General features: G+C 69.6%; 19 protein-coding genes. 6 read left to right on the top strand and 13 right to left on the bottom strand.

What is annotated here, in order from left to right; translation table 11 throughout:
- Positions 1–29: 29 nt before the first annotated feature.
- Positions 30–1,199: an iron-containing alcohol dehydrogenase family protein gene (locus tag OHA21_RS00705; protein WP_328469038.1), complete on the bottom strand. Its 1,170-nt coding sequence runs from the start codon at positions 1,197–1,199 to the stop codon at positions 30–32.
- A gap of 58 nt (positions 1,200–1,257) precedes the next feature.
- On the bottom strand, positions 1,258–2,445 hold the full coding sequence (locus OHA21_RS00700) for a CaiB/BaiF CoA transferase family protein (protein WP_328469036.1): 1,188 nt from the start codon (positions 2,443–2,445) through the stop codon (positions 1,258–1,260).
- Positions 2,446–2,863: 418 nt separating this feature from the next.
- On the opposite strand from OHA21_RS00700, the gene OHA21_RS00695 reads away from it, so the two are divergent.
- The 4 genes from OHA21_RS00695 to OHA21_RS00680 are packed head-to-tail and all read left to right on the top strand — an operon-like array spanning position 2,864 to position 7,633.
- Entirely contained in the window at positions 2,864–4,207 is a 1,344-nt protein-coding gene (locus OHA21_RS00695) for an MFS transporter (protein ID WP_328469034.1), read from the top strand.
- Entirely contained in the window at positions 4,204–4,953 is a 750-nt protein-coding gene (locus OHA21_RS00690; protein ID WP_328469032.1) for an N-acyl homoserine lactonase family protein, read from the top strand. Before OHA21_RS00695 ends, OHA21_RS00690 begins: the two co-directional genes overlap by 4 nt.
- Positions 4,950–6,524 (top strand): class I adenylate-forming enzyme family protein, encoded by a 1,575-nt coding sequence (locus OHA21_RS00685; RefSeq protein WP_328469031.1) that lies wholly within the window; start codon positions 4,950–4,952, stop codon positions 6,522–6,524. Before OHA21_RS00690 ends, OHA21_RS00685 begins: the two co-directional genes overlap by 4 nt.
- Positions 6,521–7,633 carry a hypothetical protein gene (locus tag OHA21_RS00680; protein ID WP_328469029.1) on the top strand — a complete coding sequence of 371 codons (1,113 nt, stop codon included), beginning with the start codon at positions 6,521–6,523 and terminating at the stop codon, positions 7,631–7,633. Before OHA21_RS00685 ends, OHA21_RS00680 begins: the two co-directional genes overlap by 4 nt.
- Positions 7,634–7,669: 36 nt before the next feature.
- Here the strand turns inward: OHA21_RS00680 and OHA21_RS00675 are convergent, their stop codons facing one another.
- The 10 genes from OHA21_RS00675 to OHA21_RS00630 form a co-directional block, all read right to left on the bottom strand.
- Positions 7,670–8,137: a hypothetical protein gene (locus OHA21_RS00675; RefSeq protein WP_328469027.1), complete on the bottom strand. Its 468-nt coding sequence runs from the start codon at positions 8,135–8,137 to the stop codon at positions 7,670–7,672.
- Between the two features lie 66 nt (positions 8,138–8,203).
- Positions 8,204–9,085, bottom strand: a complete 882-nt coding sequence (locus OHA21_RS00670) for an FAD:protein FMN transferase (RefSeq protein ID WP_328469025.1) — start codon at positions 9,083–9,085, stop codon at positions 8,204–8,206.
- 163 nt (positions 9,086–9,248) lie between these two features.
- A complete protein-coding gene (locus tag OHA21_RS00665; protein WP_328469023.1) occupies positions 9,249–10,106 on the bottom strand; it encodes an aldo/keto reductase in 858 nt (285 codons plus the stop codon).
- A 74-nt stretch (positions 10,107–10,180) separates the two neighbouring features.
- Positions 10,181–11,266 (bottom strand): NAD(P)-dependent alcohol dehydrogenase, encoded by a 1,086-nt coding sequence (locus OHA21_RS00660; protein ID WP_328469021.1) that lies wholly within the window; start codon positions 11,264–11,266, stop codon positions 10,181–10,183.
- A 5-nt stretch (positions 11,267–11,271) separates the two neighbouring features.
- Entirely contained in the window at positions 11,272–12,684 is a 1,413-nt protein-coding gene (locus OHA21_RS00655; protein ID WP_328469019.1) for an aldehyde dehydrogenase family protein, read from the bottom strand.
- A gap of 132 nt (positions 12,685–12,816) precedes the next feature.
- Complete coding sequence (locus OHA21_RS00650; protein ID WP_328469017.1) at positions 12,817–13,581, bottom strand: IclR family transcriptional regulator; 765 nt, start codon at positions 13,579–13,581, stop codon at positions 12,817–12,819.
- 26 nt (positions 13,582–13,607) lie between these two features.
- Positions 13,608–14,354: an enoyl-CoA hydratase/isomerase family protein gene (locus tag OHA21_RS00645; RefSeq protein WP_328469015.1), complete on the bottom strand. Its 747-nt coding sequence runs from the start codon at positions 14,352–14,354 to the stop codon at positions 13,608–13,610.
- Positions 14,355–14,403: 49 nt separating this feature from the next.
- A complete protein-coding gene (locus OHA21_RS00640; protein ID WP_328469013.1) occupies positions 14,404–15,576 on the bottom strand; it encodes an FAS1-like dehydratase domain-containing protein in 1,173 nt (390 codons plus the stop codon).
- A 58-nt stretch (positions 15,577–15,634) separates the two neighbouring features.
- On the bottom strand, positions 15,635–16,708 hold the full coding sequence (locus OHA21_RS00635) for a zinc-binding dehydrogenase (protein WP_328469011.1): 1,074 nt from the start codon (positions 16,706–16,708) through the stop codon (positions 15,635–15,637).
- Between the two features lie 18 nt (positions 16,709–16,726).
- The gene (locus tag OHA21_RS00630) at positions 16,727–17,914 is read right to left on the bottom strand and encodes a CaiB/BaiF CoA transferase family protein (RefSeq protein WP_328469009.1); all 1,188 of its coding nucleotides are present in this window, start codon (positions 17,912–17,914) and stop codon (positions 16,727–16,729) included.
- A 266-nt stretch (positions 17,915–18,180) separates the two neighbouring features.
- Between OHA21_RS00630 and OHA21_RS00625 the strand changes: the two genes are divergently transcribed.
- Positions 18,181–19,107: an NAD(P)-dependent oxidoreductase gene (locus tag OHA21_RS00625; protein ID WP_328469008.1), complete on the top strand. Its 927-nt coding sequence runs from the start codon at positions 18,181–18,183 to the stop codon at positions 19,105–19,107.
- A gap of 24 nt (positions 19,108–19,131) precedes the next feature.
- Positions 19,132–19,527 carry a carboxymuconolactone decarboxylase family protein gene (locus OHA21_RS00620; protein WP_328469006.1) on the top strand — a complete coding sequence of 132 codons (396 nt, stop codon included), beginning with the start codon at positions 19,132–19,134 and terminating at the stop codon, positions 19,525–19,527.
- Positions 19,528–19,640: 113 nt separating this feature from the next.
- On the opposite strand, the gene OHA21_RS00615 is transcribed toward OHA21_RS00620, so the two are convergent.
- Positions 19,641–20,669, bottom strand: coding sequence for an MBL fold metallo-hydrolase (locus OHA21_RS00615; RefSeq protein WP_328469004.1), 1,029 nt, complete (start codon positions 20,667–20,669; stop codon positions 19,641–19,643).
- Positions 20,670–20,748: the final 79 nt, after the last annotated feature.

The following is a 20,748-nucleotide window of genomic DNA, read 5'->3' as shown; positions in this document are numbered from 1 at the left end:
GGTGATCGTCGTGCGTTCGGTGACCGGCTTCACCACGCGCCCACCAGCAGCTCGCGCACGTCGCGCTCGTCGGGCGGACGGGGTCCGGCGGTGATGGCCCAGTCGTCCATGGCGTGAGCGACGACCTCGACGATCGAGTCCTGTGCCACGCCGACGTCGCGGAGCCGGGACGGCACCTCGAAGCTCGCCAAGAGGCGCTCGATCTCCTCGATCACCGCGCCGGGGGCGGGCTCGGCAAGCCCCAGGTAGTCACCGAGGGCCACGATCCGGTGCGGGACGGCGCTCGCGTTGAACCGCATCGCGTGCGGCAGCAGCAGCGCCTCCACGACACCGTTGGGCGCCGCGGATCGGGGCCCGATGGCGTGCGACAGCGCCTGGGCGAGACCGCCGCCGCTGTGGTCGCTGCCTTGCCCGCTCAGGACGGCCGCGAGCATCAGCTGAAGGCGCGGCCCCGCCTGGTCCGGCTCTTCGGTCACCCTCGGCAGCCACGCCACCACCGTACGGAGTGCGTGCGCCAGCAGGGCGTCGGCGAGGGGGTCGACCTGCCGGGACTGCAGGCCCTCCACCGCCATCGAGAAGACGTTCAGGGCGGCGGACCAGCTCAGCCGGGGTGGCGCGGTGAGCGCCATCACCGGGTCGAGGATCACGCCCTGGGCGCGGGCCTTCGGGTCGTAGAGCGCGAGCCGCTCACCCGTCTCCGGATCCCGCACGGCTGCACCGGCCTTGGCGTAGGCCGACGTCGGCGTGCTCGGCACGACCCATTGCGGCAGCTTGGGCGCGGCGAGCCGCGGGCTCACCAGGCGCCCGCCCTCCCGCCGGGTGCACAGGTCCCGTACGTCCTTGCCCTCGCCCAGCAGGATCGTCGCCGCGCGCGCCGTGACGACAGACGAGCCACCGCCCACGGCGACAACCGCGTCCGCGTCGTGGGCCTCGAGGAACGCGCGGGCCCGCTCCACCGTGGGCAGGGGGCTGTGCTCCTCGACGCCGTCGAACTGGCCGGCGAGACGGTCGCCGAGCGCCGCGTGCAGCGCGCCCATCGCTTCGGTGTGCTCGGCGACCGCGGGGATGCAGACGATCACCGCGCGGCGGGCGCCGACGCGGGCCAGCTCGCGAGGAAGCGCTTCGAGCGCCCCCTCTCCGCAGAAGGTGCGGAAGGCGGGGCTCAGGTGGCGGATTCTCAGTTCGGGTGCAGTGCTCACTCTGATCACGGTCGCCGTGTCCCTTCGTCGTGGCGCGACGAGAGCGCCGTGCCGGCCATCAGATGACCCCGGCGTTGCGGAGCCCGGCGATCTCGCCGGTGGTCATGCCCAACTCCTTGGTCAGCACCTCGTCGGTGTGCTCGCCGAGATCGCCGGCCCGGGTGGGCTCGACGATGGGTGAGCCGGAGAGGAACAGCGGGCTGCCCAGCGTCATGAAAGATCCCTTGTCGTCCGTGACGGTGCGCAGGACGCCGCGGGCGAGCACGTGGGGGTCCGCCAGCAGCTCCGGGAGCGTCACCACCGGGGCACAAGGAATCTTCAGCCCGCCGAGCAGGCTGGTCAGGCCGCCCTTGGTCCGGGTGGCGGTCCAGTGGCCGATCATGACGTCCAGGTCGTCCATGTGGCGGCACCGGTCCGCCATCGTCGCGAAACGCGGGTCCTCCGCGGCCGGGTCCCCGATCTGGGCGCGCAGGCGCTCCCAGTGCGCCTGGGTCGGGCACAGCAGGGTCACCCAGCCGTCGATGGCCGGGTACGCGTTGTAGGGCGCCACTGCCAGGCTGCCGTGCCGGTTGCCGGTTCGCTCCGGGCTGTCCGTGGCCTGGCTGATCACACCCGCGATGTTGGACGTCAGGGCGGGGAGGATGGCGTCCTGGAGGGCGACCTCGACATGCTGCCCCTCACCGGTTCGGGTCCGCTGGAACAGCGCGGTGACGATGCCCGCGAGCATGTGGGCGCCGCCGACGAAGTCGACGACGGACGGGCCGGTACGCACCGGGGCGCCGTCCTCGAAGCCGGTGGTGCTCATGATCGCGGTGCGCGCCTGAATGGTGAGGTCCATGGCGGACTCGCCCGCATAGGGACCGAACGACCCGAAACCGGTGCCGGACGCCATGATCAGCCGGGGGTTGACCCGCCGGAGATCGTCGTAGCCGAGGCCGAAGCGGTCCATGGCGCCCGGGGAGAGGTTCTGCACCAGCACGTCGGCACCGCGGACGAGGTCACGGAGCACGTCCTGCCCGGCCGGGACGGACAGATCCAGGCGGATGGTCCGCTTGCCGGAGTTCAGGAACCGGAACTGGATCGGGCCGCCGTCCGCGTCAACCGTGGGCAGCCGCCGGTAGGGGTCGCCCTGCGGCGCCTCGATTTTGATCACGTCCGCACCGAGGCGGGCCATCAACATCGTGCAGTACGGCGCGAAGTAGAACTGCCCGACGCAGATCACCTTCACACCCTCTAGCGCGGTCATCCGGGCGCCTCCGTCGATGCCGGCGTCACACGGCTCGGGAAGGACGGTCGTCGTTCGGTCACGGCAGCCCCCTCCAGGTCACGACACCGTCGGCAGGGCTGAGGCCCACTCGCTACCGGGATGCCTGAACACGGACACCATCGCGTTCGCTATTACGAACCGATGTACGTATTTGAGCCTGAGGCTACGGTCGGCCCGAGGTCGTGTCAACGCGTCGGAACCGCCGCGGGAAGTTCTGAGACACAGACCTGAGATCGGGAACAGGCGAACCCGCGCCAGGACCTCGAGATGCCTATTGACCACGCTTGTGACCCAGGTTACTTTCGCTGAAAGTTCCCGATGACAAATACTAGTTCGTATATAAGAACACCGACATCGGGTCGTCTCGCCTCACCGACGAGCATCTGAGGAGTTGCCGATGACCATGCAGCTGCCCCCCGACAGCGTGGCGAGACCGGACTCCGGCTCCACCACGCCCGCGCCCACCCCGCCCGCGAAGATGCGCAGGGTGGCCTTCGCCAGCTTCATCGGCACAGTCATCGAGTTCTACGACTTCAGCATCTACGGGACGGCGGCGGCTCTCGTCTTCGCCGGCGCGTTCTTCTCCGCCCTCGGCGACCAGTCGGCGACCGTCGTGTCCTTCGCGACGCTCGGTGTGGCCTTCGTGGCCCGCCCGCTCGGCTCGATCCTATTCGGGCACTACGGCGACCGGCTCGGCCGCAAGCGCACGCTGATTGCCACCATGGCGTTGATGGGTACGGCCACCGTGCTGATCGGCCTGCTCCCCACCTCGGCCAGCATAGGCGTCGTCGCGCCGATCCTGCTCGTGCTGCTTCGCATCGCCCAGGGCCTGGCCGCCGGCGGCGAATGGGCCGGCGCCGCACTGTTCACCTCCGAGCACTCCCCGAAGGACCGCCGCGGCTTCTGGGCGATGTTCACCAACCTCGGCGGCGCCTTCGCGAACGTGCTCGCGCTGACCGTGTACCTGATCGTGGCCCTCTACATGAGCGACGACACCTTCACCTCCTGGGGCTGGCGCATCCCGTTCCTGATCAGCGTGGTCCTGGTCGCCGTCGGCCTCTACGTGCGGTTGCGGATCGAGGAGACGCCCGCGTTCGAGGCCGAGGCGCGACGCCGTCGCGACGACGGCGGGCTGCCCTTCAAGGATGCTTTCAAGCACGGCTGGAGACGGATCCTGCTGGGCTCCGGCGCGCTGGTGATGGCCTTCTCGCTCGGCTACATCGGCATCGCGTACCTCACCAACTACGGCACCGCGACCCTCGGTCTCAGCCGCCCGACCGTGCTGCTGGCGGGCATCATCGGGAACCTCGTGAACGGCCTGTTCTGCGTACTCGGGGGGACCCTCTCCGACCGGTTCGGGCGCCGGAAGGTCCTCTTGACCGCCAACATGCTCGGCATCCCCTGGGCCCTGCTCCTGTTCCCCGTCCTGGACGTCGGCACGATCGGCGCGTTCTACGCCGGCATGCTGATCACCTTCATGATCGCCGGCACCGGCTTCGGCGTCGCCGGATCCTTCCTGTCCGAGCTCTTCCCCACCCGGTACCGCTACACCGCCGCGGGCCTGTCCTACAGCCTGGCCGGCGTCCTGGGCGGAGCCATCCCGCCGCTGGTGGCCGCCAGCATCATCGGCACCTACGGCGGCCTGTTCTTCGGCGCCCTGCTGGCCGGCTACTGCTTCCTCGGCCTCTTGTGCACGCTGGCGCTGCGTGAGACGCGGGACAGTGACCTGGTGGACGCATGACGTTGTCGGTCACAGCGCTGTCCGTGGGGCGGGTCTTCGGCCTGCCGAAGCCGTCGCTCACCTACCTCCGCGGCTGGGGGCAGGCCATGGACATCCCCCTCATCATGTTCGTGATCCGGGGTGACGGGCCGCCCGTGGTCGTCGACACCGGCGCCGACCTCGCCCGGGCGATCGCGCACCACGGGATCCGGATGGAGCAGACCCCGCAGGAGGAACCCGCCGCGGCGCTGCGGTCGCTCGGGGTGGATCCGGACGAGGTACGGGTCGTCGTCAACACGCACCTCCACTGGGATCACAGCTCCAACAACCACCTGTTCCCCAACGCCCGCATCGTGATACAGCAGCGGGAGATCGCCTACGCCTCGCAGCCGGTGCCCTGGCACCGCCGTCAGTTCGAGCACCTGCCCGAGCTGACGGCGGCGTGGCGGCGCGCCGAGGACCGGATCGACCCGGTCGACGGCGACGCCGAGGTGGCGCCGGGGGTGTCGGTGGTCGCCCTGCCCGGCCACACCCCGGGGTCGCAGGGCGTCATCGTCGAGGCCGCAACGAAGCGCTACCTCCTGGCCGGCGACTGCGTCGACCTCTACGAGAACTGGGCAGGCGACGGCGAGAACCGGCACATCCCGTCCGGCTTTTTCACCGACATCATCGCGTACGAGGACAGCCTCAACCGCATCGAGAAGCTCGGTTGCGAGGTCGTCCCGAGCCACGACCCGCTCGTGGTCGAGCGCCGCGAGTTCCGGTGACATCGGTCGAGCCCTGGGGGCGCGACCTCGTGGTCGAGCGGGTGCGTGGCGTCCCGTACCGCATGTACGCGCCCCGGGTGCGCCGCCTGTCGGCGCTGCTGGACCACGCGGACCGCTGGGCGGGCCGGGCACACGTGGTGCAGGGTGACGCCCGGCTCGACTTCGGTGATCTGCGCATCGCTGTGCGCCGCCGGGCCGCATCCCTGCAGGCGCAGGGGATCGGGACCGGTGACCGCGTCGCGCTGCTCGGGTGGAACGGCCCCGACTGGATCGTGAACGCGTGGGCGGTGCTCTGGCTCGGCGCCGTCCCGGTCCTCGCCAACGCCTGGTGGGGCACCCGCGAACTGGAACACGCCGTCACGCTGCTCAAGCCGCGTCTCGTGCTCGCCGACGACCGCCTGGCCGCCAGGCTGCCCGCCGGCACCCCGGTCGGCTCGTGGCCGGCGGACACCAGCTCCCGACTGCTTCCCGAGCGGGAGGGCGGCGACGACGAGATCGAGCCGGCGCTGATCCTCTTCACGTCCGGCAGCACCGGGACCGCGAAGGCGGTGGAGCTGTCGCATCGGTCCGTCGTCTCCGGTCTGCACTCGCTGCTGGCCGTCACCCGACGGCTCCCCCAGGACCTGAACGAGGCGCCGCCCAGCGTCGCACTCCACACGGCTCCGCTGTTCCACGTCGGCGGCGTGCAGACCCTCGTCCGCGCCGTCGTAGTCGGCGAGACGCTCGTGTTCCCGGCTGGCCGGTTCGACGCCGACGAGGCGATACGCCTGATCACGACGCACCGCATCACCCGCTGGAGCGCCGTGCCGACGATGGCCGCCCGACTGCTCGACGCCCTGCAGCGGCATCCTGCCGACCTGAGCAGCCTCCGCTCGCTCACCCTCGGCGGGGCGCCCGCCCACGTCTCCCTGTATCGGCGCATCCGCGAGGAACTGCCCTCCGTCGAGGCGCGGATCGCCACCGGATACGGGCTGACCGAGAACGGCGGGCAGGCAACGGCGGCCACCGGGCGCGACACCCGGGACCGTCCCGGCGGGTGCGGGGTCCCGCTTCCCGCCGTCGAGATCGCCTTCGGCGAGCGGTCCGGTGACGGTGACGGCGAGGTGCTGATCCGGTCGGCCTCGCAAATGCTCGGCTACGCCGGCGAATCCTGCGGCCCGATCGACGACGACGGGTGGCTGCACACCGGTGACCTCGGGCACCTCGACGACGACGGTCACCTATGGGTGACCGGCCGCTCAAAGGACCTCATCCTCCGGGGCGGCGAGAACATCGCCCCGCTCTCCGTCGAGCGCGCGCTGGCCGGCGTCGAAGGGGTCCTCGACGCCGCCGTGTTCGGGCTGCCTCATCCCGAACTCGGAGAGGAGGTCGCCGCGGTCGTGGTGGTCGACGACGACACCTTCGCGCGACCGGGCCTTCAGGCGTACGTGGCCGGAGAGCTGCGGGCGGTCCTGGCGTCCTTCGCCGTGCCGACGCGCTGGCGCTTCCAGACCGGCAGGCTCCCCGTCCTCGGTGCCGAGAAGGTCGACAAGCGCGCTCTCGCCCGCCACTTCACCGCGCCGGGCCGATGACGCCCAAGGCCCTGGTGATCGGGGGTACGGGTCCGACCGGCCCGGGCGTGGTGACCGGGCTCCTCGAGCGTGGGTTCCAGGTGACCGTCCTGCACGGCGGCCAGCACGAAGCGCACCTGCCGCCCGAGGTCCGGCACGTCCACACCGACCCGCATTGGCCGGAGACCCTGGCCGCCGGCCTGGGCCGTGAGGAGTTCGAGCTGGTGGTGGCCCAGTACGGGCGGCTCGCGGTCACCACCGAGGTGATGACCGGCCGGACCAGCCGGCTGATCGCCATCGGCGGCGCCCACGGCTCGCTCGCGTCCCCCAGCGACCCGCGCTGGGGCCCGCTGGGTCGTCCGGCGCTGGTGCCCGAGGAGGACGAGCATCTGGAGCGGGATCCGGAGCAGGGCAAGCTGGCCGTCAAGATGGCCGCCGCCGAGCAGGCCCTTTTCGAGGCGCACGACGCCGGCGCGTTCCAGGCGACGTTGCTGGCTTATCCGGTGGTCTACGGCCCCCGGCAGCTGGCACCGCACGAGTGGTGCATCGTGCGGCGGATCCTGGACGGCAGGCGGCGGATCGTGATCGCCGACGGCGGCATCCGCCTGGAGAGCCGGCTCCACACGGTCAACGCGGTGCACGCCGTCATGCTCGCGGTGGACCAGCCCGCCGCCGCGTCGGGACGCAAGTACGTGGTCGCCGACGACACCGTCGTGGACATGCGGCACCGCATCGAGTTCGTCGCCGCGCGGCTCGGAGCCGAGGTCGAACTCGTGGACCTGCCGTACCTACTGGCCACCCCGTGCCATCCCTACTGGCGCCACGGGCCCGACCACCGGCTGCGGAACACCGAGCGGATCCGGGCCGAGCTGGGGTACACCGACACGGTCGCGGCCGACGCGGCCCTCGCTGCGACGGTCGACTGGCTCGTGGCGAACCCGCCGTCCCCCGGCGGCCCGGAGGAGAGCCGCCTGGGCGACCGGTTCGACTACACGCACGAGGACGATCTGATCGCACAGTGGGACGCCGTGCGTCACGGATGGTCCGACGAGGCACCGGCCTTCCGTGCCACACACGCCTACCGGCACCCGCGGCACCCCGGGGAGACATGGAGCCCAGGAACACGGTGAGGCGCGCGGTGAACGTTTTCAGCCGTTCACTCCCTCTCAGTTGCCGGCACGCGCCTGGTCGCGGATCGCCGCGACAGCGTTGTTGAATCCGTCCGCGCAGCCGCTCGCACCGGCCAGTTTGCCGACCCTGACCTCGTCGATGCTCTTCCCGATCACCTCGTCCGGCACAGCGGCCGCGAACCGCTCCTGGTAGCCCCGGGAGGTGTCGTTGTTCTCCGGCATCGGCTCGACCGTGACGTCGGTGATCGTGCCGGCACGCAGGCCGAGAGTGATGGTCATATAGGACGGCGCGCCGCCATATACTCCCCTCGCGGTGTAGGTTCCGTCCTCGTAGCCCGCGCCGCCCGATTCTGTGCTGATGCCCGGCGGCGAGCTGCCGGCCGGCGTGCTCGGTGGACTCGCCGGCGGCGAGGTGTCGGGGCCAGAGCACGCGGCCAGGGGCACTGCGACGGCGAGCGACGCGGCGGCCGCGACGGTAGTGCGGTTGACGAGGCGAGATTTCATGATCTTCTCCAGGTCAGATGTTCTTCACCGAACGGGGCGTTGCCGTCGAATGCAGGCGTAGCGGCATCAGAGAAAGAGCTCACCGTCGAAGTCGTTCGACCACTGGACCCGGCCGTCGGCCAACATCCGCACCCACGTGACCTCGAACGAACGCAGACAGTCAGGAGCGCTGACGAACAAGGCAGTCGCCAGGCCGTCGGCGGTGGCCGCGTCCGCGGCAAGGGCCCAGGTCGCGACGACATCCGACACGGGACGGCGGGTCCGGCCGTCGAGGACATGGTGCAGTCCTTCACCCCAGGTCCGCCGATTCGCCGCCGACGCGCACAGCGCCCGATCCCGCAGCTGAACGGTGCCGATGACCCGTCCAGGGGAGGTGGGGTGTTCCAGTCCCACGACGACGGGCTCGGGACCACGATGCCGCAGATCGCCGCTGCCGTCGACGAGGAACTCGCCGATGCCGGCATCCAGCAGCGCCTCGGCGATGAGATCGACCAGGTAACCCTTCCCGGCCGCCCCGACGTCGATCACCACCGGATGGTCCGTGATGATCGTGGTTCCGTCCCGGCGGATGTCGCCGAGCCAGGAATCCCGGCGCCGGCGACCTGACAGCGCAGACTCATCGGGAGTGAGGCTGTACCGGGCGTCGTAGCCGAGCAGTTCGAGATCCCTGCCGACGAGCGGGTCGACCGCTCCGCCAGTCGCCGCGACCAGCCGGTCGTAGAGCTCGAACAATGCGGCGTCGCGGGCGGGGAACCGGAAACGTCCGCCGCCCTCGGCATGTGCGATCTCGGTGACCAGCGAGTCCCCACGGAACCGGGACCAGACCTGATCGAAGTCCTCCGCGAGCGCGCAGATCTCCTGCCGGAGTTCCTCGGACAGGAGGCGGCCGGAGTCGATCTCCCAGGCCGTACCGATCGCGGTGAACCGAAATGGGTCGCCGGCACTCATCAGCCGTCCTTCAGCCGGTGACCGGATCGACAAGGACGTGTCTCGGCTCGTTCGCTGCTTCGTCACCTGTGGTGACAGGCATTTGAGCCTCCTCTCGACGGCGTGGTGACCCGGGTGACGTTCATGGGCGCCGCCGCCGTCTGCACCGGCACCCCATGAGCGGTCAGTCGACGCGACGGCCGCCGAGCCAGGTGACCATCGCGGGGTCGCGGTGGTCGAAGAACGCGGACACGCCGGTGTCCAGGGCCGCGATCCGGGTGATCTCGTCGTCGGTCAGCTCGAAGTCGAAGACGTCGAGATTCTCCGCCATGCGGTCGGGGCGCACCGACTTGGGGATGACGACGACGTCGCGCTGAATGAGCCACCGAAGCACGACCTGGGCAACGGATTTGCCGTGCGCCTCGCCGATCTCGGTCAGCGTCGGGTTGGTGAACAGGTCGTTTCTGCCTTCGGCGAACGGGCCCCAGGACTCGATCTGCACGCCGTGCTCGCGCAGCAGCGGCTGGTAGTCGGCGCGCTGGAAGAACGGATGCGTCTCGATCTGGTTGACCGCCGGCGTGATGTCGTTGTGCTGGATGAGGTCCACGAGCCGGTCCGGGTAGAAGTTGGAGACTCCGATCGCCTTGATCAGGCCCTCGGCGTACAGCTTCTGCATCGCGTGCCAGGAGCTGTAGTAGTCACCCAGCGGCTGGTGGATCAGGTACAGGTCGAGGTAGTCCAGGCCGAGGTTGCGCAGGGACTTGTCGAACTCGCGCCGAGCGGTGTCCTCACCGGTGTGCTGGATCCACAGCTTGGTCGTGATGAACAGCTGGTCGCGCGGGATGCCGCTCTTGGCGATGGCGCGGCCGACAGCTTCCTCGTTGCCGTACGAGGCGGCGGTGTCGAGGGACCGGTAACCGGCGGCGAGGGCGTCGGTGACGACCTGTTCAGTCTGCTCGCCGGGAACCTGGAAGACGCCGAACCCGAGAATCGGCATTTTCACGCCGTTGTTCAAGGTGACGTCCGGAATTGCGGCAGACATCAATGATTCCTCTCGTTCCGGGTGTGCTCTCACGGAGGAAATCTCGCGGAGAGGGAAGCAGGTGCGAACTCGTTTCAGCCTAGGCATTCGCCGCCGGATGAGGGGGTCACTGTTGGTACCCCCATCGTCTTTACGTCGATGACGAACCTGTAGCGCACATCGCCCTTGGCGACTCGGTCGAAGGCGCCGTCGATCTCGTCCGCGCCGATGATCTCGACTTCCGCGTGGATGCCCCGTTCGGCGCAGAAGTCGAGCATCTCCTGTGTCTCGGCGATGCCGCCGACCAACGTTCCGGCCAGCGACCGCCGGTTGTACAGCAGCGAGAAGACGTCAAGGGTGATCGGCTTCTTCGGCACGCCGAGCATCACCATGGTGCCGTCGAGGGCGAGCAGGCCGAGAAACGCGTCATAGTCGATCCGGGCCGGCACTGTCGAAAGGATCAGGTCGAAGGTGCCGGCGAACTCGGTGAAGATCGCTGGATCGGTGCTCAGCCGATAGTCCTCGGCTCCTCGTTGGAACGCGTCGGTCTGTTTGTCCATGGTCAGTTCGAAAACGGTGGTGTGCGCGCCCAGCGCCGCTGAGATGGCCACGCCGACGTGCCCGAGACCGCCGAAGCCGAGGATCGCGACCTTCTTGCCGGGCCCGGCCTTCCAGTGCCGCAACGGGGAATAGAGGGTGATGCCGGCGCACAGCAGCGGAGCCGCGTTCGGCAACGGAATCTCGTCGGGAATGCGCACCACGTACGCCTCGTCCACCACGATCTTCTCGCTGTAGCCGCCCAGCGTCTTCGTACCGTCCCGGCCGATCGAGTTGTAGGTGCGGACGTGGTCGCGCCGGCAGTACGGCTCCAGCCCGGCGCGGCAGAACTCGCACTCCCGGCACGAGTCGACCAGGCAGCCGACGCCGACCCGGTCACCCACGGCGAACCGGGTCACCTCCGGCCCGATCGCCGAGACGATCCCGGCGATCTCGTGGCCGGGCACGATCGGGTACATCGTCGTGCCGAACTCACCGCGGGCCCGGCTCACGTCGGTGTGACAGACGCCGGAGAACGCGATGTCGATGAGCACGTCGGCCGGACCGAGGTCACGGCGCTGGATGCGAATGGCGCGGAACGGTTCCGCCGGGCCGGATGTGGCCCGGGCGTTGACGGTGATCACCGGACTCAGCCGATCGACTTGTACTCGAGGAACTCCTCGATGCCGTAGCGCCCGAACTCCCGGCCGATTCCGGAGAGCTTGAAGCCGCCGTGCGGCGCGCGCGGGTTGACCGGCGAGCCGTTGATCCGGATGCGCCCGGCCCGCAGCCTCTTCGCCAGCGCCCGCGCGCGGGCCTCGTCGCCGGCCCAGATCGCTCCGGCCAGGCCGTACTCGGTGTCGTTGGCGATCCGGAAGGCGTCGTCCTCGTCGTCGAAGGGGATGATGACGACCACCGGGCCGAAGATCTCCTCGCGCGCGATGCGGGAGTTGTTGTCGCCGGAGAACACCGTCGGGCGCACGAAGAAGCCGCGATCGAGCCCGTCCGGCGCCTCGGCGCCGCCGGTCAGCAACCGGGCCCCGTCCTCGAGGCCGGCGTGAATGTAGTCGCGGATCCGCTGGCGCTGCGTCGCGTTGGCAACCGGGCCGAGCGTCGTCGCCGGGTTGAAGGGGTCGCCGAGAACGTAACTTTCCGCTTTGCGGACGGCGATCTCCTCCGCCTCGGCCAGCCGGGACCGGGGGACCAGCACCCGGGACAGGCCGCCACAGACCTGACCGGAGTTACGGAAGGCGTCCTCGATACCCACTTCGACGGCCCGCTTCAGGTCGGCGTCAGGAAGGATCACATTGGCGGACTTGCCGCCGAGTTCCAAGGCCACCTTCTTGACCCGCTGAGAGGCCAGTTCCATCACCCGGCGCCCGGCGCGGACCGAGCCGGTCAGCGAGACCATGTCGACCAGGGGATGGGTCACGATCGCCTCACCGACGACCGGACCGTTGCCGGAGACGAGGTTGAACACGCCCTCCGGCAGGCCTGCGGCCGCGACCATCTCAGCGAAGATGAAGGAACTCAGCGGTGCGACTTCGGTGCCCTTGAGCACGACGGTGCATCCGGCGGCGAGCGCCGCACCGGCTTTCATGCAGACCATCCGCATCGGCCCGTTCCACGGTGTGATGGCACCAACCACGCCGGCGGCTTCGCGGGCGACCACCGTGTGCCCGGTCCGTTCCTCCCACACCACCGACGGCAGGCTGTCCGCGAGGCTTCGCAGGTCCTCCACGGCAGCCGCCGCTTGGGACTCCTGGGCGATGCGGTAGGGCTGGCCGATCTCGCTGACGATCGCACGGGTGATCTCGTCGGCTCGCTCCGCGGTGAGCTTGGCGAGATTGTCGAGCATCGCCAGGCGCTCTTCGATCGTGGTCTGAGACCATGCCGGGAACGCCGCCGCGGCGGCTCGGGCGGCTCTGTCTGCGTCCTCGGCCGAGCCGGCCGGGATGGTGGCGACCGGTTCCTCGGTCACCGGGTTGATCACGGTCAGACGCTCGGCCGTGGTGGACGCGACCCACGTCCCGTTGATGAAGATCTCATCCCGCTCGATCATCAGGCACCTCCAGGTCTAGTTCTCATATACGAACAACCTGTCGCATTAGCGATTCGTGCCCACGCTAAAGCGCCCGCGTGACCGAAGTCAACGGGAGGTTTCGCTGCCTGATGAGAGTGTGGGGAGAACCGGTCAGAGCGCTTCGCGCGGCGCCACTTCGCGCTGCGACCATGCCGCGACGTGCTTGACCAGGAGTCGGCGCAGCCTCGCCTCGCGCGGTTCGGCGTCGGCCGTAGGCCCGACGAGAACCGCCACGGCCACGGCCTTGCCCGCGCGGTCGCGCACCACGCTGGCCAGCGCCAGCTGGGCGCCGTGATGGCGGAAGTTCTTGGCCACGCCGGTCTTGACGATGCCGGGGAACTGCGAGAGGAACGCGGAGACCAGCTCGCCGTCCTGCCGTCGAAGGTAGGCCTCCCGCGTGCCGTCGGCCTGGGCCGCGAGCAGGGCCTTGCCGCCGGCGGTGTCGATGAGCGTCCGGCGGATGTTGCTGCGCGCGGCGAACCCGGTCATCGCATCGCTGCCGGACTCGCCGATGTAGATGAGGTGGTCGCCGGCCTGGACGCCGAGGAACACCGTCATCCTGGTGTCGTTGTGCAGGGCGTCGAGATCGGCCTGGGTGACCTGCCCGGCCCGGATGTTGCCGCTGGCCAGCGTCAGCGCGTAGACGGCCGGGCCGAGATAGAAACGCTTGTCGGCCTCGTACAGCCAGCCCTTGGCAAGCAGACCACGGATGAAGCCGTGCACAGAGCTTCGCGGCGCGTCAAGGGCCCGGGCGAGCTCGGCGAAGCCCATGCCGGGGTTGTAGACGACCTCCTCGAGGATCTGCGTGACACGGTCGATGGTGCGGTGGCCCTTCGCGGCCTCGGCGTCGGCTTGCTCGCTCACGGCCATGACCATACCGGCACCCCACCGGGAGTTCGTAGCTACGAACCGACGAACTTCGGCGGACGTCGTTCCCCCGCGGCTGACACCCCCTCGGCGAAATCTGCGGTGCCCAGCAGAGCGGTCTGCGCGGCCGCCTCGACGTCCAGCGCCGTCGACACTTCCCCGACCAGGCGGCGGCGCAGGGTCGCCCGGATGGCGACCAGCGACAGCGGCGCCGACGACGCGATCCGCTCGGCCATGGCCAGAGCGCCGGCGCGGGGATCGTCCGAGACCTGGTCGCAAAGCCCGATCGTCGCCGCCTCCTCGCCGCTGACCGACCGGCTGGTGTACAGCAACTCCGCGGCGCGCTGCTCTCCGACCAGCCGGGGCAGCGTGACCGTCAACGCGAAGCCCTGGTGGAATCCGAGACGCGCGAAGTTCGCCGTGAGTCGCGCCGTCGGCGCGACCACGCGGAAGTCGGCCGCCAACGCCAGGCCGAGGCCGCCACCGACAGCGGCGCCCTGCACCGCGGCGATGATCGGCTTGCGGCCGGAGAACACCCGGAACGCCTGACGGTAGATCCGGCGGATCCAGGCCTCCCCCATGCCGCGCAGGTCAGCACCGGCACAGAAGTGCCGGCCCTGGGAGCAGAGCACGACGCACGACACGGCGGCGTCGTGGTCGAGATCCTGCAGCGTGTCGGCCAGCTCGGTCAGCAGCGCCTCGTCGAAGTAGTTGTTCGGCGGGCGTTGCATCTCCAGCACCGCCACCCGCCCGACGCCCGAGATCCCGACGAGGCGGCTCATCGGCGGCCGGCCGCACGACGGCGCGCGGCAGGATCTGGGTACTGCTTGGTCACCGCTGCGCCTCCTTGCGCGGCAGGACGACGGTGGCCGTACCCGGCATGCAGTTCTGTTCCCTCTGGTTGGTCGCCCAGGTCCGCAGATGCACCACCGCGTCGCCGTCGGCGTCAATCTCTTTGCGGACGACGGCGCCGCCCAGCCGGACCACGTCGGAGAGGTAGACATGCGCGCGGTACTGCCCGTGGATCGCTTTGACCCGGCCGGCGTCGCCGATCCAGTGGGTGAGCGAGTGGATCTGCCAGCAGGTGCGCTGAATGCCGACGTCGTAGGCGATCTGCGCACCCTGCAACTGGGCGGCGTAGTCGTTGTAGTGCACCGAGTACACCGGCTCGAGGGCGTGCGTGTTCGGATCACGGAACGCCCACTTCGGGTGCTTGCGGTAGCGCCGCAGAGCCACCCCGTGCGCGGACAGACGCGGAATCGGGGCAGCCCCGGAGGCGACGTACGCGATCTCGTCGGTGAGCCCGATCGGACCCTTGGTGATGGTGTCGATCTCGTCGCCGACCTGTACGTCCTCCCAGTACCGGGGCTCTGCCCCGCGCGGGGTCTCGGCGAGGATGTCCTCCTCGACCGCGGCGAGTTGTTCGTCGGTCCATGGATGCGGGAGTTCGATCTTCCGGGAGCTGCGCCGCTTCTGCATCTCACCGCGCTCGAAGCGCATCCGGGAGCAGATGAACCGCGCGACGAGTTGGTCGTCCTGGTTCCAGTACTCCTGGCGCAGGTAGTCCTTGATCCGGCGGCCGCCGAAGGAGCTGTCGACCGGATCGTCGAACCCGTCGAACCAGACCCGCGCCGTTATCTTGTCACCGACCCGGATCGGCGCGTGGAAGCTCACGTCGGTCTCGGCGTGGAATCCGCCGAGCCCACGCCAACCCACCTGGACCGAGCCGAGGCAGGCGAAGATGAAGCTGGGCGGGGCGACGATGGCGCCGTACGGGCCGGCGGCCGCGTACGCCTCATCCGTCCACAGCGGGTTGTCGTCGCCGATGCCCTCGGCGAAACGCAGGATGGCCAGCCGGGTCGCGTACTCGTTGTTGACGCACGCGTCCGTCCGCAGCTCGGTGCCGATCAGGTTGCGCATGTCGGTCAGCATCTCGTCGGTGAACTTGCCGGTGGCCAGTTCCCTGCCGAACTTCGCGTCGGAGGGGGTATCGGTGCTTGTCATCGGAGTCCTCCGCAGAAAGGGGTCACGTGCCGCAGGTTCAGGTCGGTCGCCACGCCGGTCAGAGCTCCACCACCGCGCGGCCACCGACCCGGCCGGCGTGCAGGTCGTCGACGGCGGTGTTCAGCTGGTCGAGGGGGTAGCGGTCGGTGACCAGCGCGCTGGGATCGAACCGGCCGTCGGCGGTCCATGCCGTGAACGTCGGGAAATCCCGAACCGGGTCGCAGCTGCCGCCCACACAGCCGACCAGGCTCTTCTCGCCGTTGAGCAGGTCGAAGCTGTCCAGCTGGAACGGGGTGCGGGGAATCCCGACGAGGATGTCGGCGCCGCCGCGGATCCCGGCACCGCGGATCCCCGGGCGGACCGCCGCGAGACTGATCGGGATGTTCGCGCCACGTCCGGTGCAGTCCAGCGCGACGTCGACACCGCGGGTACCGTCCAGGTTCGTGGTGAGTGCGCGGATCGCCTCCACCGGGTCGCCGGTCGCCGCGTTGACGACGTCGGTGGCGCCGAATCGCCGGGCCAGTTTCAGCTTGTCGTCGTCGATGTCGACCGCGATGACCGGATGCGCGCCGAGGATCGAAGCGGCGGCCACCGCGCACAGGCCGACGCCGCCGGTTCCCCAGACCGCGACACTCTGCCCGGCGGTGACGCCGGCCGTGTTCATCACCGCCCCGGCGCCGGTCATCAGGGCACAGCCGATGATTGCGCCGAGGTCCGCTGAAAGGCCCGGCAACGCCTTCACCACGTATTGCTCATCCACCAACGCGTGGGTACCCCACGTGAAGGTGTTGTGCGTCGTCGCCCTCGAACCGTCGGCCAGGATCACCGAAGTGGCCGCCGGCGGACGGCCCTCAAGCGGTGTCCTGGGGATCCAGGTGACCAGCACGTGGTCGCCCGGGCGGACGTAGGTCACCCGGTCCCCCACTGCGGCGACGGTGCCGATCGACTCGTGGCCGAGGACCAGCGGCGTGCCGCGGCCGGGATCGAAGATCCGGTCGAGCTGACTGTGGCACACGCCGAAAGCCTTCTGCCGCACAACGACCTCGTAGGGCCCGGCCTGAAGATCCACCTCGTGCAGGTCGAGGGTCTGCCGGCCCGGCGGAAGAACGGCGATGCGGGCGTGCACGGCCATGGCTCTGCTCCCTTGCTCTCAGACGATGCCGGTCTCGTGCAGTTTGGCGATCTCGTCCACGGTCAGACCGAGTTCGTCGCGCAGTACCTCATCGGTGTGCTCGCCGAGCCGGCCGGCCCGTGACGGTTCGACCATCGGCGAGTCGGAGAGGAACAGCGGACTGCCGAGCGTGGTGAACGGTCCTCGCTCGTCGGTGGCTTCGTGCAGCACGCCGCGGGCCCGCACGTGCGGGTCGTCCAGCAGCTCGGGCAGTGTCACGACCGGGGCGAAGGGAATCTTGGAGGCCTTCAGCGCGGTTGCCAGCTCGGCCTTGGTCCGGCCCCGGGTCCAACCGCTGACCAGCGCGTCGACGGTGTCCATGTGATCGCAGCGCCCGGTCATGCTCGCGAACCGCGGGTCCGCGGTGGCCGGATCGTCCATCAGCGCGCAGAGCCGCTGCCAGTGTGTGTCGGTGGGACAGAGAATCGTCATCCAGCCGTCGGCCGCCGGGTAGGCGTTGTAGGGCGCCACCGACATTCCACCGTGCCGGTTCCCGGTCCGTTCGCGGCTGACCGCGCCCGGGCTGAGCAGCCCGGCGATGTTGGAGGTGAGCGACGGCAGGATCGCATCCTGCAGGGAGACCTCGACGTGCTGGCCGCGGCCGGTGCGGGTGCGCTGAAACAGCGCCGCCAGCACACCGGCGATCAGGTGGGTGCCGGCCATGAAGTCGACCACGGAGGGGCCGGTACGCACCGGAGGCCCGTCCTCGAAGCCGGTGGTGCTCATGATCGCAGTCCGGGCCTGGATCGTGAGGTCCATCGCGGGTTCCCCGGCGTAGGGACCGAAGGAGCCGAATCCGGTGCCCGATGCCATGACCAGCTGGGGGTTGATTTTACTGAGCTGCTCGTACCCCAGTCCGAATCGATCCATCGCGCCAGGCGAGAGGTTCTGCACCAGCACGTCCGCAGTACGGACCAGTTTGCGGAGCACATCCTGGCCCTCGGGAGCCTTCAGGTCCAGGCGCATGACGCGCTTGCCGGAGTTCAGAAAACGAAACTGGAGCGGCTCGCCGTTCTCGTCGAGCGTGGGCAACCGCCGATACGGATCGCCGGCCGGCGACTCGATCTTGATCACGTCGGCGCCCAGGCGAGCCATCAGCATGCTGCAGTACGGCGCGAAGTAGAACTGGCCGAGGCAGATCACCTTCACACCCTCGAGGGCGGTCATATCAGCCTCCGTCATCGTGCCGGCGGGATCACCCGGCGCCCTTACTCGAAAAGTTCTTATTTACGAACTGCAGTACGCATTTACAGTCTCGACCCTAGGTTGACATCGCCATGGCTGTCAACGCCGGACGCGCCGCGCAGCGATCCCTCGCGGCCGTTGACACCTCGTGCCGGCGCGCCTAGGTTTCGTTGCGTGAGTGTTTCGCATATAGAGCCAGTAGTTCGCATATAAGAATCTGCGACTCGCACCATCGAAGGGAACCGCACATGAAGGTGGGATTCATCGGCCTCGGCGCCATGGGCGCAGGCATGGCGCTGAATCTGCGAAAGGCCGGCCACGACCTGGTCGTGCACGACCTCGATCGCGAGCGCGCCGCGCCGCACCTCCAAGCCGGGGCCGTCTGGGCCGGCAGCATCGCCGAGGTGGGCGCCGCGGCCGACGTCGTCTTCACCTCTCTTCCCGGCCCGACGGAGATGCGCGCGGCCGGTCTCGGCGACGGCGGCCTGCTCCGCGCCATGCGCCGGGGCACCGCCTGGTTCGACCTGACCACCAACTCGCCCACCGTGGTGCGCGAGGTCCACGCCGTCTGCCGGAGCGCCGGCGTCGAGCTGTTCGACGCCCCGGTCAGCGGCGGCCCGAAGGGGGCGACCTCCGGCAAGCTGGCCATCTACGTCGGCGGCGACCAGGCTGCCTTCGAGCAGTACCGGACGCTGCTCGACGCCATCGGCGACAAGGTCCTGCGTGTCGGCGACATCGGCGCGGGAAACACCGCCAAGCTGGTGCACAACTGCGCGAGCATCACCATCCGCGCGGCCATCGCCGAGGTGTTCACGCTAGGCGTCAAAGCCGGCGTCGAACCCGCCGCGCTCTGGCACGCGATGCGGCAGGGCGCGATCGGCCGCGCCCGCACCTTCGACCGCATCGGTGACCGCTACCTGCAGGCCGCTTTTGAGCCGCCGTCGTTCGCGCTCAACCTGGCGAACAAGGACCTGCGGCTGGCGCTGGAGCTCGCCGGACAGCTCGAGGTCCCAATGCACTGCGCCGAGGTCGTCGCCGAGGACTTCCAGGAGGCGCTGGAGCGCGGCTGGGGCGGCCGCGACTCGCAATCACCGATGGCACTGCAGAACGAGCGGGCGGGCGTGACGATCAAGCTCTCCGCCGAGGAAGTTCAGGACGTTCTCGACCGGGGCTGACCCGGCGACCAGCAAGGAGATCACGTGACCGGCAACAACGCAGCCACCAGCAAGGAAACCGGCCGCCGGATCCTCGGCGAACTGATGGGCGAGGACTACCTGGTCAAGAAGGACAAGGCCCGCAACAACTTCAACGCCGCTCTTCAGGACTACTCCGAAGAGGTCTGCTTCGGCCGGATCTGGGCCCGCGAGGGCCTGGACCGCAAACAACGCAGCATGATCAACATCGCCATGCTCACCGCACTCAACCGGCCCGCCCAGCTGGCACACCACGTCGAAGGCGCGATGACCAACGGCTGCACGGTCGCCGAGATCCAGGAGATTCTGCTGCAGGCCGCCGTGTACTGCGGCCTGCCCGCCGCCGGCGAGGCCTTCCGCGTCGCTGAGGACGTCCTGCGCTCGCACGGCCACCTCGACTGACACCGGCCGCTGCACGCCGGCATCGCCTCGGACGGCGGTGCCGGCTTTTCGCGGCTCCTCACCTCATGCCGTGGCGACCCGCCGACCACCAGCCACAAGGACGACGGAAGCCATCACGCGTCCCACCGCACGGGCCGCCCGGGCCACTGCACCAGCCGGCCGTCGTTCGTCAGCCGAACCAGGTGGGCGTACGTCTCCGCCAGCGCCGAGCGCAGTGACCGCGGGGTGAAGTCGCGGAAGGGCCGGGCCCAGGTCACCGCCTGGGCCACCTCCCAGACTGTGCAGCCCCCCTGGTGGACGGCCTGTTCGATCTCTGCGAGTCGGGAGTGATGGTGGGCGCCGATCGCGTCCAGCCGATCGGTGAGCCGGTCGAACGGCCATTCGTGGCCGGGCAGCGCCGTCAGCGAGTCAGGCAGTTCGCGCAACCGGCCCAGCGAGAACATGAAGTCGTGCAGTGGGTCGGGGTCGGAGCCCGGCCGCCGCGCCACGTTGGGGGTGACTTTCGGCAGGACGTGGTCGCCGGTGAAGATCAGGTCACGTTCGGTCTCGTGGAAGCAGACCGAGCCCGGGGTGTGCCCCGGGGTGTGCAGCGCCACCAGGCGGCCCTGCGTGCCGGGTACCTTGGCGCCGTCGGCGAGCAGGATGTCGGGCGCAGCGGAGGGCAGGACGGCGTCAAGCCGGGTGAGCTCGTCGCGCAGATCGGCCCGGACGGCGGCTGGCACCCCGCATTCCTGCAGCCAGTGACCGATCGCGGTGACCCGTTCCCGGCGTTCGGATTCGTCGACCCGGATCTGGGCGCGTTCGGCCGGGTGGGTGCCTATCCAGGCGCCGGCGTTTTCCCGGATGCGCGGGGCCAGCCCGTAGTGGTCCGGGTGGGCGTGCGTGGCGACCACTCCGATCACCTCGTCCAGGCTGCCGCCCGCACGCGTGAGGCCCTGGCAGAACGCTTCCCAGGCGTCGTCGGAATTCCATCCGAGGTCGACGACGACCAGCCCGGCCGGGTATCGCAGCGTGTAAGAGAAGGAGTAGGCGAGCGGGCTGGGGAAGGGGATCGCCGACGCCCAGACGCCGCTGCGTACGGCGAAGCCGTCGAGCCGGCGTGCCGGTTTCTCGGCGGCGTGCACCGGCGACGGTTCCCGCATCAAACAGCCGTCCTCATATACGAACTCGTTATCGCATTCAAGATGCGGCGGACCCTACGCGCGCTGCCGAGGCCGAGTC

Origin of the sequence: Actinoplanes sp. NBC_00393 (assembly GCF_036053395.1) — a bacterium.
Taxonomy (GTDB): domain Bacteria; phylum Actinomycetota; class Actinomycetes; order Mycobacteriales; family Micromonosporaceae; genus Actinoplanes.
The sequence above is the reverse complement of the archived record's forward strand: the minus strand, read 5'-3'. Positions and strand labels throughout refer to the sequence as shown.

Bases quoted from the DNA above. Each gene is read 5' to 3' on its own strand.
- OHA21_RS00675 (WP_328469027.1), bottom strand. From the start codon at position 8,137: ATGAAATCTCGCCTCGTCAACCGCACTACCGTCGCGGCCGCCGCGTCG.
- OHA21_RS00650 (WP_328469017.1), bottom strand. From the start codon at position 13,581: ATGGTCATGGCCGTGAGCGAGCAAGCCGACGCCGAGGCCGCGAAGGGC.
- OHA21_RS00665 (WP_328469023.1), bottom strand. From the start codon at position 10,106: ATGTCTGCCGCAATTCCGGACGTCACCTTGAACAACGGCGTGAAAATG.
- OHA21_RS00635 (WP_328469011.1), bottom strand. From the start codon at position 16,708: ATGGCCGTGCACGCCCGCATCGCCGTTCTTCCGCCGGGCCGGCAGACC.
- OHA21_RS00640 (WP_328469013.1), bottom strand. From the start codon at position 15,576: ATGACAAGCACCGATACCCCCTCCGACGCGAAGTTCGGCAGGGAACTG.
- OHA21_RS00695 (WP_328469034.1), top strand. From the start codon at position 2,864: ATGACCATGCAGCTGCCCCCCGACAGCGTGGCGAGACCGGACTCCGGC.
- OHA21_RS00630 (WP_328469009.1), bottom strand. From the start codon at position 17,914: ATGACCGCCCTCGAGGGTGTGAAGGTGATCTGCCTCGGCCAGTTCTAC.
- OHA21_RS00690 (WP_328469032.1), top strand. From the start codon at position 4,204: ATGACGTTGTCGGTCACAGCGCTGTCCGTGGGGCGGGTCTTCGGCCTG.
- OHA21_RS00645 (WP_328469015.1), bottom strand. From the start codon at position 14,354: ATGAGCCGCCTCGTCGGGATCTCGGGCGTCGGGCGGGTGGCGGTGCTG.
- OHA21_RS00670 (WP_328469025.1), bottom strand. From the start codon at position 9,085: ATGAGTGCCGGCGACCCATTTCGGTTCACCGCGATCGGTACGGCCTGG.
- OHA21_RS00625 (WP_328469008.1), top strand. From the start codon at position 18,181: ATGAAGGTGGGATTCATCGGCCTCGGCGCCATGGGCGCAGGCATGGCG.
- OHA21_RS00700 (WP_328469036.1), bottom strand. From the start codon at position 2,445: ATGACCGCGCTAGAGGGTGTGAAGGTGATCTGCGTCGGGCAGTTCTAC.
- OHA21_RS00680 (WP_328469029.1), top strand. From the start codon at position 6,521: ATGACGCCCAAGGCCCTGGTGATCGGGGGTACGGGTCCGACCGGCCCG.
- OHA21_RS00655 (WP_328469019.1), bottom strand. From the start codon at position 12,684: ATGATCGAGCGGGATGAGATCTTCATCAACGGGACGTGGGTCGCGTCC.
- OHA21_RS00615 (WP_328469004.1), bottom strand. From the start codon at position 20,669: ATGCGGGAACCGTCGCCGGTGCACGCCGCCGAGAAACCGGCACGCCGG.